The sequence below is a fragment of the Paenibacillus sp. B2(2019) genome (assembly GCF_008370385.1).
Lineage (GTDB): Bacteria > Bacillota > Bacilli > Paenibacillales > Paenibacillaceae > Paenibacillus_AQ.
In genome coordinates, this window is record NZ_VTZR01000021.1 from 1 (window position 1) to 16805 (window position 16805).

Annotated in this window: 14 protein-coding genes and 5 tRNA genes; 12 read left to right on the plus strand and 7 right to left on the minus strand. The window is 44.4% G+C overall.

All coding sequences use genetic code 11. The annotated features are described in order from the left end of the window. Position 1: 1 nt before the first annotated feature. The 6 genes from PAENI_RS19215 (at position 2) to PAENI_RS19240 (ending at position 1006) form a co-directional block, all read left to right on the plus strand. A tRNA-Leu gene (locus PAENI_RS19215) sits at positions 2–85 on the plus strand. Between the two features lie 6 nt (positions 86–91). After that, a tRNA-Gly gene (locus PAENI_RS19220) sits at positions 92–166 on the plus strand. An 8-nt stretch (positions 167–174) separates the two neighbouring features. Then, a tRNA-Arg gene (locus PAENI_RS19225) sits at positions 175–251 on the plus strand. 30 nt (positions 252–281) lie between these two features. Further along, positions 282–355, plus strand: a tRNA-Pro gene (locus PAENI_RS19230). Between the two features lie 12 nt (positions 356–367). Then, positions 368–438, plus strand: a tRNA-Gly gene (locus PAENI_RS19235). Between the two features lie 136 nt (positions 439–574). Next, a complete protein-coding gene (locus PAENI_RS19240; RefSeq protein WP_149646385.1) occupies positions 575–1006 on the plus strand; it encodes a YdeI/OmpD-associated family protein in 432 nt (143 codons plus the stop codon). A 100-nt stretch (positions 1007–1106) separates the two neighbouring features. Here the strand turns inward: PAENI_RS19240 and PAENI_RS19245 are convergent, their stop codons facing one another. After that, a complete protein-coding gene (locus PAENI_RS19245; RefSeq protein WP_076299073.1) occupies positions 1107–1562 on the minus strand; it encodes a GreA/GreB family elongation factor in 456 nt (151 codons plus the stop codon). Positions 1563–1956: 394 nt separating this feature from the next. Between PAENI_RS19245 and PAENI_RS19250 the strand changes: the two genes are divergently transcribed. Continuing rightward, the gene (locus PAENI_RS19250) at positions 1957–2151 is read left to right on the plus strand and encodes a sporulation protein Cse60 (protein WP_042184993.1); all 195 of its coding nucleotides are present in this window, start codon (positions 1957–1959) and stop codon (positions 2149–2151) included. A gap of 156 nt (positions 2152–2307) precedes the next feature. Here the strand turns inward: PAENI_RS19250 and katA are convergent, their stop codons facing one another. Both katA and glgP read right to left on the minus strand, forming a co-directional pair. Continuing rightward, the gene (katA, locus tag PAENI_RS19255; protein WP_149646386.1) at positions 2308–3765 is read right to left on the minus strand and encodes a catalase KatA; all 1458 of its coding nucleotides are present in this window, start codon (positions 3763–3765) and stop codon (positions 2308–2310) included. A 250-nt stretch (positions 3766–4015) separates the two neighbouring features. Beyond that, complete coding sequence (gene glgP / locus PAENI_RS19260; RefSeq protein WP_076299075.1) at positions 4016–5632, minus strand: alpha-glucan family phosphorylase; 1617 nt, start codon at positions 5630–5632, stop codon at positions 4016–4018. 277 nt (positions 5633–5909) lie between these two features. Here glgP and rbsK point away from each other — a divergent pair, with 277 nt between their 5' ends. Continuing rightward, entirely contained in the window at positions 5910–6824 is a 915-nt protein-coding gene (gene rbsK / locus PAENI_RS19265) for a ribokinase (protein WP_262495672.1), read from the plus strand. Between the two features lie 45 nt (positions 6825–6869). Beyond that, a complete protein-coding gene (gene aroD / locus PAENI_RS19270; RefSeq protein WP_149646388.1) occupies positions 6870–7634 on the plus strand; it encodes a type I 3-dehydroquinate dehydratase in 765 nt (254 codons plus the stop codon). Between the two features lie 81 nt (positions 7635–7715). On the opposite strand, the gene PAENI_RS19275 is transcribed toward aroD, so the two are convergent. From PAENI_RS19275 to bglX, 4 genes are all read right to left on the minus strand, one after another. Continuing rightward, positions 7716–8507, minus strand: a complete 792-nt coding sequence (locus tag PAENI_RS19275; RefSeq protein ID WP_262495655.1) for a MerR family transcriptional regulator — start codon at positions 8505–8507, stop codon at positions 7716–7718. 112 nt (positions 8508–8619) lie between these two features. After that, on the minus strand, positions 8620–9372 hold the full coding sequence (locus tag PAENI_RS19280) for a 3'-5' exonuclease (protein WP_149646390.1): 753 nt from the start codon (positions 9370–9372) through the stop codon (positions 8620–8622). A gap of 193 nt (positions 9373–9565) precedes the next feature. Further along, positions 9566–10534 carry a metallophosphoesterase family protein gene (locus tag PAENI_RS19285; protein WP_149646391.1) on the minus strand — a complete coding sequence of 323 codons (969 nt, stop codon included), beginning with the start codon at positions 10532–10534 and terminating at the stop codon, positions 9566–9568. A 30-nt stretch (positions 10535–10564) separates the two neighbouring features. Then, entirely contained in the window at positions 10565–12724 is a 2160-nt protein-coding gene (gene bglX / locus PAENI_RS19290) for a beta-glucosidase BglX (RefSeq protein ID WP_149646392.1), read from the minus strand. A gap of 535 nt (positions 12725–13259) precedes the next feature. Here bglX and PAENI_RS19295 point away from each other — a divergent pair. From PAENI_RS19295 to PAENI_RS19305, 3 genes are all read left to right on the plus strand, one after another. Further along, complete coding sequence (locus tag PAENI_RS19295; RefSeq protein ID WP_231573385.1) at positions 13260–14195, plus strand: ABC transporter permease; 936 nt, start codon at positions 13260–13262, stop codon at positions 14193–14195. Between the two features lie 28 nt (positions 14196–14223). Further along, the gene (locus tag PAENI_RS19300) at positions 14224–15120 is read left to right on the plus strand and encodes a carbohydrate ABC transporter permease (protein ID WP_197071264.1); all 897 of its coding nucleotides are present in this window, start codon (positions 14224–14226) and stop codon (positions 15118–15120) included. 75 nt (positions 15121–15195) lie between these two features. After that, a complete protein-coding gene (locus tag PAENI_RS19305) occupies positions 15196–16770 on the plus strand; it encodes a DUF3502 domain-containing protein (protein ID WP_149646393.1) in 1575 nt (524 codons plus the stop codon). Positions 16771–16805 lie beyond the last annotated feature (35 nt).

The following is a 16805-nucleotide window of genomic DNA, read 5'->3' on the forward strand; positions in this document are numbered from 1 at the left end:
TGCGCGTGTGGCGGAATGGCAGACGCACCAGACTTAGGATCTGGCGTTTCACGACGTGGGGGTTCAAGTCCCTTCACGCGCACCATATTTTGCGGAAGTGGCTCAGCGGTAGAGCATCGCCTTGCCAAGGCGAGGGTCGCGGGTTCGATTCCCGTCTTCCGCTCCATAATTTTTGCGCCCTTAGCTCAGCTGGATAGAGCGTTTGACTACGAATCAAAAGGCCGGGAGTTCGAATCTCTCAGGGCGCGCCATTTTTATTACTAAGTAATTACATGTTTTGACGGGATGTAGCTCAGCTTGGTAGAGCACCTGGTTTGGGACCAGGGGGTCGCATGTTCAAATCGTGTCATCCCGATTTTATACCTTTGCGGGTGTAGTTCAATGGTAGAACTTCAGCCTTCCAAGCTGATAGCGTGGGTTCGATTCCCATCACCCGCTTATAATTAAGAAACATCTGTCTATTATAGGCAGGTGTTTTTTTGTATAGTTACATTCATATGGATACAATAGAACTTAGGGCTTTTAGTTGAGGAGGTAGCAATGTTTGAATTTGAAGCTAAATTAGTGCGACCTGATGCAAGTGGGAGCTGGACTTATCTTAACGTCCCTTTTGATTGTCGAACAAATATTTGAAACAAAGTCCAGAATACAGGTAAAAGGAAGTGTAAATGGAATCCCCTATAGAGGAACGCTTATGCCCCATGGAAACGGAAAGCATTTTATGGTGGTAAAGAAAGAACTACGGGATCTAGCCAAAGTTCAACCTGGTGATATTGTGCGTGTGACGATGGAGCAAGATCATCAATTACGGGAGGTAGAAGCCCCAGAGGATTTCCTTGATGCGTTGAGTAGCCATGAGCAGGCAGAAGCTTATTATAACGGTCTGGCTTATTCTTATCAGAAGGAATATGTATCTTGGATCGAAGCGGCGAAAAGACCTGAAACCAGAGCATCTCGTATCGAAAAATCAGTCAGTAAACTGGCTGAAGGATTGAGGCTCAAATAAAAGTATGAAGAGTGCTTAACAGGCTGAATAGATGAACAGCGTCCTCTTCCATAAGATTGGAAAGGGACGCTGTTAATGTTGGTGATATATGCGAGTGGGCTTAAATAAGAACGGCTACCTCACCACAATTCACAAACTTAATACTTTCGATTTTTACTGATAACTCACCTGAAGGAATAGCTAGCTGACATGTACTGCCGATCTGAGCTAACAGCAACTGCATGCCAATAGGCGAGAACATTGAAATTTTATTATCATTGGGTTCTGCCTGGTTTGGAAATACGATGGTGTAGGTATCTGTAGTATTGTCGTCTAAGTAGCGTAGCTGAAGCTGACTTCCAATCAATACGAGTGAATTCAATTCTTCACCATTGAAACGGGAAAGTAATTGTTCCAGCTCGGAGCAATAATGGGACAACAGCGTTTCAGCATTACTTCTTTGTTTGCTTCGTTCAGGGAAATACTGATTTAGAAATGCGATTTTTTCCTCATCAAAATAAATAAGCTGCTGGACCAGTTGTGTCCTTGAGCCTTCATAAATTAGACTATGGTTCATAGTAGATTTCACCCCCTCTAAGTAGCACATTCTTTGCAAATTTGTTATGACGCGTTGCCATATTAAAATCCCTCCTATACAAATAGAGGTCCCCTAGAGGGAACCTTCTGATCAGTATAACAGCTTCTATATGTAAATCCAATCCATTTTGAAAAGGCAATAAATTCTTACTAAATATTGTATTTAAAACGTTTGACTATTGTATAGTTGGGTGCTATGATAGGCTGATGTTATAGGCATTTCGTAGAAAACTGCGGAATGCCTATACTATATTTCGAAGATAATTTTACATTAAATGTTACCAGGGGAGTGATACGCCATGTACATTTCGTTGAGTTCACCTATAGAATCTAGACATAAAAAGTAACTATAATTTATTAAAGGAGAGATCAGGATGATTCAAGTAAAAGAGTTTGTAGATGCTGATAATTCGTATGCTGAGAATAAGGCGAATGAGTTCTTGGCAGGGCTGCGTGAGGAACAGGTTGTGAATATCTGTTACGGTTCGGTAGTTAAATCTTCACGTGATGGGGCAGAGCATCAAAGAAGCAGTATACTGGTCGTGTATAAGACAAATGAAGGGCAATAACTGGAATACTTTTTTTTCGTGCTTATCTGTTGTCTCCACGCTATGCATCGTGATCGTTCTTATATATTATATGTTTTAGCTTTTCTTATGAACAAAGAGGACCTTTCCCATTTACGGGTAAAGGTCCTCTTTGATTGTATAAGTGCAATTACACTCTTATAATCCGCCTGGGACGGATAATCCTAAGCCGTATGCAACACGCTGTCCTAATTCCGGATCAGCTTTATAGAAATGAACAATTTGACGAAGTTTAATATCGTTACTTTCAACTGGTGTCATAGCGCCTACGATATTTTGAACAAGACGGGTACGTTCTTCTTCACTCATCAGGCGATACAAGTCACCAGGTTGTGTATAATGGTCATCACTATTGTAGGAGACACTGTCGGCATTTCCAGATACTTCGAAAGGTGATGTTTTGTACTGTGGTGCTTCTTTAGGTCCGCCTAAGCTGTTAGGTTCGTAATAGGCACCGGATCCGCCATTGTTGCCGAGTGCCATGCCACCGTCACGTTGATAGTTCTTCACTTCTACTATTGGACGGTTGATAGGCAGGCTGTTATGGTTAGGACCTACACGGTGACGATGAGCATCGCCGTAAGCAAACAGTCGACCCTGTAGCAATTTATCAGGAGAAGCTTCAATACCAGGGACAAAAGAGCCAGGAGAGAACGTAACTTGCTCTACTTCCGCAAAGTAGTTCTCTGGATTGCGATCCAGTACCATGCGGCCAACCTCAATTAATGGATAATCTTTTTGCGACCATACTTTTGTTACATCGAATGGATCAAAGCGGTAAGTGTTCGCATCTTCGATCGGCATAATCTGCACGTAGAGCTTCCACGCTGGGAAATCTCCTTTATCAATAGCATTGAACAAGTCTTCTGTATGATAATCTGGGTTCTCCCCAGCTATTTTGGCGGCAAGATCTGGAGCAAGGTTCTTAATGCCTTGTTCTGTTTTGAAATGATATTTCACCCAGACGGCATTGCCTTCGGCATTTACCCATTTGAAGGTGTGGCTTCCGAACCCGTGCATATGTCTCAACGTAGCTGGGATTCCGCGATCTGACATCAAAATCGTAACCTGATGTAGAGATTCCGGCGATAAAGACCAGAAGTCCCAAACCGCATTAGGGTTCTTTAAGTGTGTCTGTGGATCACGCTTCTGTGTATGAATAAAGTCGGGGAACTTGATTGCATCACGAACGAAGAATACAGGTGTATTGTTACCTACGAGATCATAGTTTCCTTCTTCGGTATAGAACTTCACAGCAAAACCACGTGGGTCTCTTACAGTATCAGCAGAACCTAGCTCCCCAGCTACCGTTGAGAAACGGATGAACATTGGGGTACGCTTGCCTACCTCAGATAAAAAATTAGCTTTTGTATATTGAGTTAAATCCTGAGTGACCTCAAAATACCCATGAGCGCCAGCACCCTTAGCATGAACGACACGTTCAGGAACACGTTCTCTGTTAAAGTGGGCTAATTTTTCAAGCAGATGGACATCTTGCAGCAAAGTAGGACCACGATCACCGGCTGTCATTGAATTTTGATTGTCGCCTACTGGAGCACCCCAGCTGGTCGTAAGATTATTATTATTGGAGCTCATTAATAGAATCACCTCGTAAGATTTGATTTTAGATTTAGTATAAGTTCTATATTAATGTTTTTTGGGGAAAATGCAACACTTTTTGAATAATTGACACATTACAGTATGTGGTAATCGTCGTCCCATTCAGATATATATGATAGATAGAGTGATTAATTACTAAGCAGAGTTAAAAAAGAAACAGCGCACCTCTACCATCACTGGAGGGTGCGCTGTTCTATTTTGATATAGGAATATCCGTTTTCTGTACTTAGTTTTTAATGTACATTCTGTTATAGTATTCATCCAGCATTCTTTTGGTGGCAAATTCGGTGCGAGTGGTTTCGATACTCTTCTTCATCATTTGTACCCACTGTTCACGATTCTCATAATAGGTTGGGAGTACTCGATTCAATAGGGTGTCGTATAGCGCATCACTATCATGCTTATCCAGAACCTCGAAGTCAGTAGTCTCGAAGCCGTCTCCGATCTGCCAGCCATTCTCGCCATCTAAACAGGCTTCCGGCCACCAGCCATCTAGAATAGAGCAGTTCAATACGCCGTTCATGGCTGCCTTCATCCCGGAGGTACCACTTGCTTCCAGTGGTCTACGCGGATTGTTGAGCCAAATATCAGAACCGCGTGTCAGCTGTGCGCCGATAGTCATATCGTAATTCTCCAAGAAGACAACACTCTTCGGATATTTTTTCATCATCGCCACTAAATTGCTGACGATTTTTTTGCCGTTATCATCGAGTGGATGGGCTTTGCCAGAGAAGACGATTTGTATTTTGCCGGACTCCAGATAAGGCTCAATAATTTCCGGCTGCGAGAAGATCAGGTCACTGCGTTTATAAGGAGCAGCTCTGCGTGAGAAGCCAATGAGTAGATTGTCAGCATTTAGACTAATGCCGGACCGTTCTTTGATGAAATCAATCAGTTCACCCTTAATTTCCTTATGCACTGCCCATAAATCGCCATTTTGTTCATAGGCTTGTGTCATTCTTTCATCTACCCAGGTAGGGGTATGAATGGCATTAGTAATGCCAATGATGTCCGATCTTCCGGCAACCTCTTTCCACATCTTATTGGCTGTATCCGCATGAAGCTGAGCCACTGCATTGGAAATACGGGAGAGTCGCAGACCGGCAACCGTCATGTTGAACGGCTCACCACCGATACGCTCCATCTGGTCGCGGGTTAAGCCATTGAATGCACTCATATACTCTAGGCGGTCGAGTGGATGGGTTTCGTTGCCTTCTTTTATCGGTGTATGTGTAGTGAACACAACCTCTTCCCGAGTAGCTTTCCAAGCTTCCTCAAAGGTGCTGCCTCCGGACATCTTCTCACGAATGAGCTCGATGGCTGCTAAGGCTGCATGGCCTTCATTGAAATGATAGACATCAATCGGAATGCCCAGAGCACGCATAGCTTTTACTCCGCCGATCCCGAGTACGATCTCTTGAGCGATCCGTTCCTCACCGAACCAGCCGTACAATTGTCCAGTAATCCAAGCATCATTATTCTCGGGGATATCCGTATCCAGTAGATACAACGTGCTGTTGCCAAAATAATCAGTCTTCCATACTTTGCACACCACATCGGTCTTTCTGACTTTTACAGTTACCTTCACCCCTGTATCTTCAAGAAAATCATAAACATAATTGTGATAGGAGTCGTATGGATTACCGTTCGCATCAATTTTTTGATCCGTATAACCTTGTTTCCACTTCAGCCCAATAGGGATGATAGGAGCATTGATGTCTTTAGCTCCCTTAATGTAGTCACCGGCGAGAATTCCAAGCCCTCCGGCATACATTTTAAAATCGGAATGTAACCCGTACTCCATACTGAAATAAGCTACTGATGGTAATTTTTGTTCGTTCACTTGATAAGCCTCCTAATCGCGGATTAGATTGAATTGCAGTAAAGCTGCTGGCATTATCTACGATGCAAACGTTTGCTCAAAAAACAGTCAACAATCGTTGTGGAAGCGATTGCACCATCATTCTAGCACACTTTATCTACAAAAGCATAACGTCGATTTGGTGAAAATAGCCAATTAGGGGCAAAATCAACGGAAGTGATTGATAAAGTGAAGGGAAGACCCTAAGATAAAGAGATTGAAGAAATAATTATTGGTGGTGTATAAGTTGGGTATAGTTGTGATTGGAAGCTTAAATATGGATATGGTAGTACGTACGAACCGGGCACCGAATGCAGGAGAAACGCTTATGGGACAAGCATTTTCTCTATCTCCCGGTGGGAAAGGAGCGAATCAAGCCGTTGCCGCAGCACGTCTGGGTGCTGAGGTTAGTATGATCGGCAGCGTCGGAAAAGATACCTTTGGAAGCGAAATGCTTGAGATTATTAAGCAAGAAGGTATTCATATAGAACATATCTCAGTGAGTGAAACGGAGGCAACAGGTGTAGCTTCAATCGTTATTGAAGAAGATGGAGAGAATCGGATTATCGTTGTACCCGGAGCGAATATTGATCTCTTTGCAGAGGATATACAGGCGTTAGAGACTGTCATCAGCCAGGCTGAGATGATTGTGATGCAGCTTGAAATGGAACTGGCGATGAGTGAGCATGCTATTGCCATTGCACATCGTCATGGAATTCCGGTCATTCTGAATCCAGCACCAGCTAGAGTGCTTAAAGACGAGATGCTGGGTCAAGTATCATATCTGATACCTAATGAGACAGAAGCGGGAATTTTGACTGGAATGACTGTAGATAGTTTAGAGACTGCTGAGCAGGCAGCCCGTATTTTGCTGCAAAAAGGTGTTAAAAATGTGATCCTAACCTTAGGATCTAAAGGCGCACTGATCGTTAATGCTGAAGGCGCTAAGTCAGTTCCTGGATTCCCGGTCAAGGCGATAGACACAGTTGCTGCCGGAGACTCATTCAATGGGGCATTAGCCCAGCAATTGGTCTTAGGCAAAACGTTGGAGGAGGCAGTGAGCTTCGCTAATGCTGTTGGAGCACTGGCTGTAGGGAAAGAAGGCGCGATCCCATCGCTGCCGCAGTTATCAGAGGTTGAACAGTTTCTAAAACATGTATCGGCAGTAAAATAAACAATACAGAATCAATAGCAGACGACTGGATAAGGGGCTGAAATAATGAGCAGGACAGTAATCGTTAAAAATGTGATCATTGGCGAAGGAATCCCTAAAATATGTGTCCCATTGATTGGAGCTACCTTGTCTGAACTGAAACAGGAAGCCGAATCATTAAAAGAGCTTGGTCCCGATTTAGTGGAGTGGCGGACGGATTTTTTTGATGAAGTTGAAGACGTAGAGGCGGTCAATTCAGCATTAAAAGAAATCCATTCTGTAATTCCGGAGTTACCGCTGATTTTTACTTTTCGGAGTGCCAAAGAAGGCGGCGAGAAGCAGGTTAGCACGGAATATTACATAGCATTGAATATAGCTGCTGCTGAAAGTGGTCTAGTAGATATAATTGATGTTGAATTATTCAATGAGGAACAGGATGTAAAGCTACTAGTCGAGACTGCCCATACTCATAACGTGTCTGTCATTATCTCGAATCATGATTTTCATGGAACACCTTCTCAAGAGGAGATCATCTCGCGATTACGCAAGGCACAGGAGCTTGGCGGGGACTTGCCCAAAATTGCGGTGATGCCTCAGGATGCGGGGGATGTACTGACTTTACTAGAAGCTACGCATATGATGAAAGAACAATATGCAGATCGCCCGATTATTACAATGTCCATGGCGGGAGCTGGGGTAATTAGCCGTCTAGCCGGTGAAATATTCGGTTCAGCGCTTACCTTTGGAGCGGCGCATAAGCCCTCTGCGCCTGGACAGGTAGCTGTGGTTGAGCTGCGAAATGTACTGTCACTGCTGCATCGCAGCCTATAGGAGCTAGAGCTATCAGTGAGGTTCCGGATAATAGAAATAGAGCGGCGACCGGATTTCCGGTGCCGCTCTATTTCTATTTTATTATTTTGTTCCCGTGTATACGTGAACGGCATCTCTTAGGAACGCTGCAAGTCCAGGGCGATGCTTGTCGTAGTACTTGGTAAAACGTTCATCATCCACATACATTTGCGCGACGCCGGCATGTGCCTCTTTGGAATAGGAATCCCAGTAGAAGGAGAGCCACTGGCGGTGTAGATCAGCACTTTTTTGCGCCAATACACTGGCAGGATCTCCATGCTCCATAGCTTGCACGAGTGTCTCGAACATTTCCTCCTCAAGCTGCTGTATAGCCGCATATTGCTCCTCTGTCATACCTTTAAGCTTCTTGTTGGATTGATCCACGGCGCTGTCTCCGTATTTTTCCCGGATTTCTTGACCATAATTCTTCTCGTTATCCTCTACCAGATTTTGCTTAAAACCTTCGAATTTCTCAGCGTCACTCATAGTCATTCTCCCTTCTTGGTGAGCCAGCGTCTGTTCGACGTTAGCGATTAATAGATCTAATTGATGTCTCTTTTCAAGCAGCTTGTCATGATGCTCCCGGAGCGCTTTGGCTCCGTCGAATGACGGTTCAGTCATAATAGCTTTGATACGTTCCAGACTTAAGCCAAGCTCTCGATAAAATAAAATTTGCTGTAGAAGATCTACTTCGGTGCGGCCATAGATACGATACCCCGAGGAGTTGATTCTCGCCGGCTTAAGAATGCCAAACTCGTCGTAGTAGCGCAGGGTTCGCGTACTGATTCCAGCTAGCTCAGCGAGCTTCTGTACTGTGTATTCCGTAGTATCACCTCCCACAAATTCAATGTACACCTTTACGTAGCGTGAAGGTCAAATGTTTTTTTAGCGTATCCAAAACAGCGGCAGTTACCCGCTGAAGATCATTGGGAAGACTGCCGCTGCTATGATTTGCTGATGTTTGAAGTTATTTTTGACCCATCTGCGCCGCAAAATAATTTTGTAATTCCTCTAATTTGCGAGGATCAGCTAGGGTTGTTTTGTCTGAGAAGTAGTGTTCGAGAACAAGGTCCCAGGTAGGTACTATTTTTTGTGAGTTCATCGCTTTAATGGCGACTTTGACCGTCTTGCGTTCTTTGGCATTAGAAAAGGTATCTACGTAATGCTGTGAGCGCTCAAAATCCAGATCCTTAAACACAGCGCGGAAGATTTCCGAAGTCATCTTTGCGTCATCCAACGCACGGTGAGCAGATCCAGACGGTTCAAGTTCAAATAAAGCCATCGCACCTTCGACACTGATATCATTGCTTAGGCCACGAGCACGCAGCACACCCTTCAGTAAATCAAAATACGTTGCGGACATCCAGTAGGAATCGTCCATTTTGTGCATACGCACATCCTGAATGATCCGCTTCATGTCCTCGCCGCCCCAAGTAAGCAGCAGCACTCCGTCCGTACTTAGATCGAGCCACTCTCTAAACGCAGTGATTACTTTCGGAAAGCGGGCTGCGATATCGATTTCCTCTTGAGGAATACCGGTTTTTTTCTTAATGAAAGAATTAAGGGTGGAGAAATATATGGGTTTGATCAAGGAAGAAAATTCATCCTTATACTGCAATGAAGAGTCTAACCGGACAGCTCCAATCTCAATGACCTCCATAGGGTGCTCGCTGGCAAACTTACGGCCGTTGAATTCGATGTCCAGAATAATATAATCCACAGGTACTTGCCTCCGTTCCATGACTGACGCTGTAGTGCTTAATACGTCGACTACTCTATTTTAACAAAAAAAGCGATGTAATGGGGAGTATGGGAACAAGCTAATATTGGAACATAAAAAAGAACCAGCACTATGCGGGTTCTTTTTATAACTATTAATGAGTAAAAAGATTGCAAACAATAAAGTAAGACGATTAATGTTCTGAACCGGCAGCAGGTTCAGGCTGATGAATTGGCTGTTCCAGCAGGACAGATCCGTCTTCAAGACGAAGCCAGGTATCGAAGTCTTGGGTGCCTTGGGTCAGTCTGATGACGCGTGCGCCCCGCATAAAGCCTTCTTTTCCATAAGTATTGTAGCCGGTAGCACGGCCATAGGAAAGACGTATGCCATACAGGCTGCCCGTAAAATCATTGATATGGTCATGTCCGCAGAAGGTGCCAAGCACATCACCCATTTCAAGCAAAGCCGAGAATAATCCCGAGTTAACCTCAGGTGAGCATACACGCTCATACTTATATCCATTGCAGACTTGTGTAGACCAGACCTCACGATATTCCGGAATCGGGATATGGAAGAAAGCCAATGCAGGCAGCCTGTTCTCAGCAGTTTTAGGATTCAACCGAGCGGATTCAGCAGTTAACCAGTTGATTTGATTCCGGTTAATCCAATTGTAGCCTGGGATATGCTCCATCTCGGAGTAACTGCCCGAGTCAACAAAATAAAGGACAGCGGCTGCTTGGCCATCCTGATCTTTTATTTCAAGCGTGTAATTGCCTGTACCTTCAAGATCCTCTGGACCGGCTTCGGCCAGACAGTGGGGATGTTCTAATGCAATCTGCATCAATTCACTGCGGGAGATCAGAGTTTCTGTATCATGGTTACCAAATACGAAGGCCCAAGGGGTACCTGTTTTTTCTACAGCAGCGACAGCATCCCGAAAAGCTTGGGCGGGGTCTTCACAAGCCTTTTCACCAGGTGATACAGGGGCGGTGTAAATTAGATCTCCCGTGAAAACGACAAGATCAGGTTGTTCCGCTTCCAGCACGCGTTCCATCAGTTCACGGGTACGCTGATCTTCGGCTCTTCCATCCATCCAGTGAAGATCAGTGAATTGTACAATTTTCAAGGTTCCATCTTGCTGAAATGATAAGCTGTGTCTCATTGGGGTTATCTCCCTTACTGTCTAATATAGTTAGCCGATCCAGATCCGCTGGGTGAAATGGTCTCCGGAGCTTCTACCAATCATAATATCAAATTCCCCGGGTTCGAAGACCATTTGATCATCTTTTCCGTAGAACATCAGCATTTCTCTAGTGATCTCGAAAGAAACCACTTGTTTCTCATGCGCTGCGAGTGTAATTTGTCGGAAGGCTTTCAGCTCCTTGACCGGGCGTACGACACTTGCACTAACGTCATGGATATAGAGTTGAACGGTTTCCTTGCCGGCGATGTCTGAAGTATTCTCCACCTCAATGGAGGCAACAATCCGCTCGGCAGCATCAACCTTGAAGTTGCTGTAATCAAAACTGGAATAGCTCAGACCATAGCCAAAGCAGAAAAGAGGGTCATTAGGGCAATCCAGATATCGGGTTACATAACGCACATTGGGATATAGGGGGTCATAGGGACGTCCCGTCTGATAGGCATTGTAATAAACAGGGATTTGCCCAACTGAGTAAGGGAAGCTCATAGATAAACGAGCGGACGGATTATAATCTCCGAACAGCACATCAGCTAATGAATTTCCGGATTCTGTACCCAGAAACCAGGCTTGCAGCAAAGCATCGCTGGCCTCAAGAACAGGCTTTAGTTCCAGCGGTCGGCCGCTAAATACAATGGTAACAATCTTTTTGCCGGTATCTTTCAGACGCCAGATCAGCTTCTCCTGATTGGTCGACAAGCGCAAATTGGTTCTGCTTCCGCCTTCCCCGGTATCCTGCTGATTCTCACCGACAGCAGCGAGAATTACGTCGCAATCTTTTAGGCGCTGAAAGGCTTCTTCGATTTCATCCTCCACATCAAAAACACCCTCTAGCATGCTTCCCAGCTCACCAGTCATGGCCGTAATAATATCCGCGGCAGATGTTTTTTGAGAAATGCCGTTGTAGAGTGATACGGCCGGGTCTTTTTCCGTTCCAGACCAGCCGCCCAGCACATGAATAGAGGTAGCGAAGGGACCAGCCAATCCAATCTTCATACCGTGTTTCAGGGGCAGAGCGTTATTGTCATTTTTCAGCAGCACCACTGAGCTGGCACCCAGCTCTCTCGCAGCTTGTAAATTCTCCGCGCTCGGCGTGGGCGCCTCATCTACTAGTGGATCTGCATCCTTGAATGGATTGTCAAACAAGCCGAGAGCGTCCTTGAGTTCTAGCACCCGGATAACGGCTTCATCAATCAAGGAGATATCAAGCTTGCCTTCCTCGACGAGAGCAGCACCGTGGTTTAGATAATGGGTGGACATCATTTCAATATCTAGTCCGGCAGCCAGACTTTTCTCCGCTGCTTCACGACCATCTTCGGCAGCGCCATGAGGGATTAGTTCATTTACGGAATTGAAATCGGCGATGGTAACGCCATTGAAGCCCCATTCCTCACGCAGAATCCCGCGGAGAAGTTTGGAATTACCGCTTGCAGGTATACGATCAATCGTATTGAATGCGGCCATCACCATGGCTACACCAGCATCAACAGCAGCTTTATAGGCTGGTAGATAGAACTCACGTAATACGCCGAGGGACATATCTACCGTATTGTATTCTCGACCGCCTTCGGGAGCGCCATAACCGGCGAAGTGCTTCACACAGGCAGCGATACGACCTTTTTCTTTTAGGTCTTTGCCCTGATAGCCCCGTACCATGCTCTCAGTTACACGAGCATTCAGATAAGGGTCCTCACCGGATGTCTCCATCACCCGTCCCCAGCGCGGATCGCGTACAAGATCCGTCATAGGCGAGAAAGTGAGGTGAATACCGGCAGCCGCGCTCTCCTTGGCTGCAATTTCAGCGAACCTTTCACAGGCCTCCATGTCAAAGCTACAACCTATCGCAAGCGGGATCGGTAGGATCGTTCTGTAACCATGAATCACATCCGCCATGAAGAGTAAGGGGATTTTCTGACGGCTGGCTTGCAAATGCCGGGTCTGTAGATCAATCACATTCCTGGCTCCAATGCCGTTCAGAACGCTTCCGATGTTCTGCATTACCTGCGGCTTAATGTTCAGTTCCTTGAATGGACCGGTTAAATCTACGGTATCATCCAAACCCCAATAGTGAGGGCCTAGCTGGGTTAATTGGGCCAGCTTTTCTTCTAGAGTCATATCGTTCACAAGATCTTGGATAAACAGTTTAGTCATGGTTAACACCTTCCTCGTGAGCGCATTGAAAGTTATTGTGACAAATAGATGTGCTATACCAATAAGAAAGCGCTTGCTATTTGAGTTCGCCGCTGTGCACACGCAGATAAATATAATTGGATGAGACATGATATAGATAAGAACGGGGAGTTCATTGTCAGACATCATATATAAGACTGACATGTCTGTGAAAGAACAAATAGAAACGTTTCCATTAACGATACATATCGATCTTAGTCCGAAGACCATAAAAAGTCAATTATCTTCGCGAAATCGGCCGATTCATTATATTTAGGTTGTAAAGTGTGATTTTTATTACTAGAAAAACAAAAATAAAATGAATTGACAGCGCATACATCTAGGGAGTATGATTTTCGTACAGGGAGTTTCAAAGAAATTATGGAAACGTTTCTATATCATCCGATACGCTTTATCATAAAGGATGAGCAATCAGTTTCAAGCTGGTTGCGGGACAAGAAAGGAAGCTAAGTTATGCATGTGATGAAATGCATCTTTCAAATTGGAGGTGGGCTCATTGGCAAGAATTAAGCTTGCGGGTGGAAATATTGTCCGGGAAGTCATTAAGAACAAAGTGCTTTTTCTAATGTTGCTGCCTGTAATCCTATACTTCATTATTTTTCACTATGCGGTAATGCCTGGCGCTTACGTCGCATTCGTAGATTACAAGCTCAATAAGGGTATTTTCGGAAGTAACTTTATCGGTCTGAAAAACTTCGAATTTCTGGTTCAGAATGGCGATCTGTGGAATATTACCAAGAATACACTGCTCTACAACATCGTCTTCCTAGCTCTGGGTAACATTATTCAAATTGTGTTTGCCATTATGCTTTCGGAGATCTCGGGCAAGTGGTTCAAGAAAGTGTCTCAATCCGTTATTCTCCTACCTTACTTTATCTCTATGGTTATCGTCGGTGTGTTTGCCTACAATATATTCAATTTCAATTCCGGGTTCATCAATACGATGCTAACTGGAATGGGGCTAGACCGTTACGAGTTTTATTCTGATCCGGGCATATGGAAATATATCATTGTAGCCTTCAAGATCTGGGCCGCTACCGGATATGGAATGATTGTCTATCTAGCAACGATCACAGGGATTAATCATGATCTGTACGAGGCTGCTTATATGGACGGAGCCACTACCTGGCAGCGGATCCGTTATATGACCTTACCGATTCTGAAGCCAACCTTTATTCTGCTTTTACTGTTTGGTATGGGTGGAATTCTCAAGGGCTCCTTTGACCTTTTCTATAATCTGATCGGTACGAACTCGGTGCTGTATCCGCAGACGGATATTATCGATACCTATGTCTTCCGTTCACTGGTGGGACAATTCAATTTCTCTATGGGTGCCGCGGTGGGCTTCTACCAATCCATGTTTGGCCTGATTCTGGTGCTAGTAGTTAACTTTATTGTACGCAAGGTCGAGCCTGACAGCGCATTGTTCTAAAACCAGACACGAAACAGGGGTGATGAATATGGAAACTCAAAAAATCAAACAGGATTCCGGAAGTATTATCATAAAAGTGATTAGCTATATCTGCATTAGTATCTTTGCACTGTTCTGTGTATTTCCCTTCGCACTAATGATCTCCTCATCGTTCATGAACGAACAGGAGATTGTCCGTGAGGGCTACAAGCTGCTGCCTAAAGAATTTTCCTTTAAGGCTTACGAATTGTTGTTTAACAACTCTACGCAATTGGTAAATGCTTATAAGATCACTATTTTTATAACCGTAGTGGGTACGGTCCTTGGACTGTTCATGATGTCGATGGCTGGCTTCGTGCTTAACCGCAAGGATTTCAAGTATCGCAACTTCTTTTCCTTTCTTATTTACTTTACGACACTCTTCAGCGGTGGCTTGATTCCAACGTATATCCTGATGGTCAAGCACCTGCATATGAAAGATAACTTATTTGCCATGATTCTACCGGCTGTAGTTGGCGCTTGGTCGATCTTCCTGATGCGTAATTTCATGAAGGCGATTCCGGATTCCTTATATGAATCTGCTACCATTGACGGTGCTGGCGACTTCCATATCTATTGGCGGATATTTATTCCGCTGGCGGTTCCTTCCTTAGCTACCATCGGGCTTTTCTCGGCGATAGGCTTTTGGAATGAGTGGTACAACGGGATGTTATATATGGACTCCCCGACGAAATATCCACTCCAATACTTTTTGCAGCGAATGGTCAATCAGACGAATCTCGGTACACTAATCAATTCGGGGGCAGTTATCAATACGGCTGATCTTCCAACGCAATCCATCAAGATGGCTACAGCTGTGCTAGCCACCGGGCCAATTATTCTCCTCTATCCATTTGTACAGCGTTATTTCGTAACAGGCCTCACTGTTGGGGCTGTAAAGGGTTAATGGACGTCTCCTTTTCGAAGGCGCGTTTATTATAAATGCAATTCATAAATAGAAAAGAAAAGGGAGGCTTACCTAATGAAAGGTAAAAAAATTGCGTCTTCTTTAATTGCTGTACTCATGCTTACTGGGGCATTGACAGCCTGTTCATCGAAGAACAACGAGGCAAGTAATGATCCGGCAGCTACGAAGGCACCAGAAGCTTCAACGAATACAGGAGGAGTAGATACTTCTAAAGAAGCTAAGTTGGTGTACTACCTGTGGGGCAGTGAAGGTGTTCAAAATAAGGCGATTCTTGCTGAGATTAACAAAAAGCTTAAGGCTGATCTTAACGCTACAATTGAAGTGAAGTATATTGACTGGCCGGATATCAATACGAAATATCCGTTGCTATTTGCTTCTGGTGAGCAGTTTGATATGTCTCATGCATCTCCTGGAGCACCAGTATCCTATTTCACATTGGCTAGTGAAGGCGCTCTAGTGGATCTTACCGATATGCTCGATAAAGTTGCTCCTAAGCTGAAGGCAGAAATCCCTGCTAGTGTATGGGAAAATACTAAATACAAAGGTAAAATCTATGGTGTTCCGAGTCTTTATAGCGAATATACACCGAATGGTTATGCCTATCGTGTAGACTTGCTGAAAAAATATGGCATGGAAAAAATTACAACAATCGATGATATGGTTAAATACATGGATAATGTTGTTGCCAATGAGTCCTTCCCACCAATTAACGGTAAGTCTGAAGATGCGGCCAATATGTTCAGAATGCTCGTAGATACTACAGGAATGTGGCTTAACGCACCTGGTATATCTTTGAATGAACTGAATCTTGTGACGAAAAGTCCAGAGGACTACAAGACCGTCTTCCATCCAGCATACACTCAAGAATTCGAAGATTGGGCTGTGAAGATGCGTGAATGGGCAGATAAAGGGTACTGGGGCAAAGATGTACTGTCTGCAACTCTTGGAAGTAAAGATAACTTCAGAGCAGCAAACTCCGCAGGTTATTTGACTCATGCTCAGGACTGGATCGGCCAATACGGTGCAGATTTGAAGGCACAACCAGAGGCAGAAACTGCATTCTTTACCTTTGCGGAAGCCAACAAGAAGATCAAACGTAAGATGGGTGTTGACAACTCGACTGTAATCAGCACGAGCTCCGAGAATCCAGAGCGCTCTTTGATGGTAATCGAGAAGTTCATGACTGACGAAAGCTACTACAACCTCATCCAAAACGGTATTGAAGGCAAACAATATGTTATGGAAAATGGTGTTAAAAAGCAGCCTCCAGGCTTCAACGAAAAAACGGACGGCGGAGGTTTCGCTGCTTGGTCACTTCGTAATGACAAATTCGTAGTTCCTACGGATACAGAAAATCCAATTCGTAACTCCTTATTTGCAGAGTGGGATAAAGTCGCTATCGATGATCCATACAATGGCTTTAGCTTTGATCCAGCTAATGTAACTACAGAAATTGCTTCTATCTCCAACGTGAATTCCCAGCTTGGTATTCAATTGATGCTTGGTAAAACAAGCAAAGATCCTAAAGCTGCTGTAGCGGATTACCGTGAGCAACTGAAAAAAGCAGGAATTGACAAGGTTATTGCCGAAGTAGAAAAGCAATTGGCTGAGTTTGTTCCAGTGAACTAAAGAACGTTAAAAGGTGTGAGGGAGCTATAGTAGCA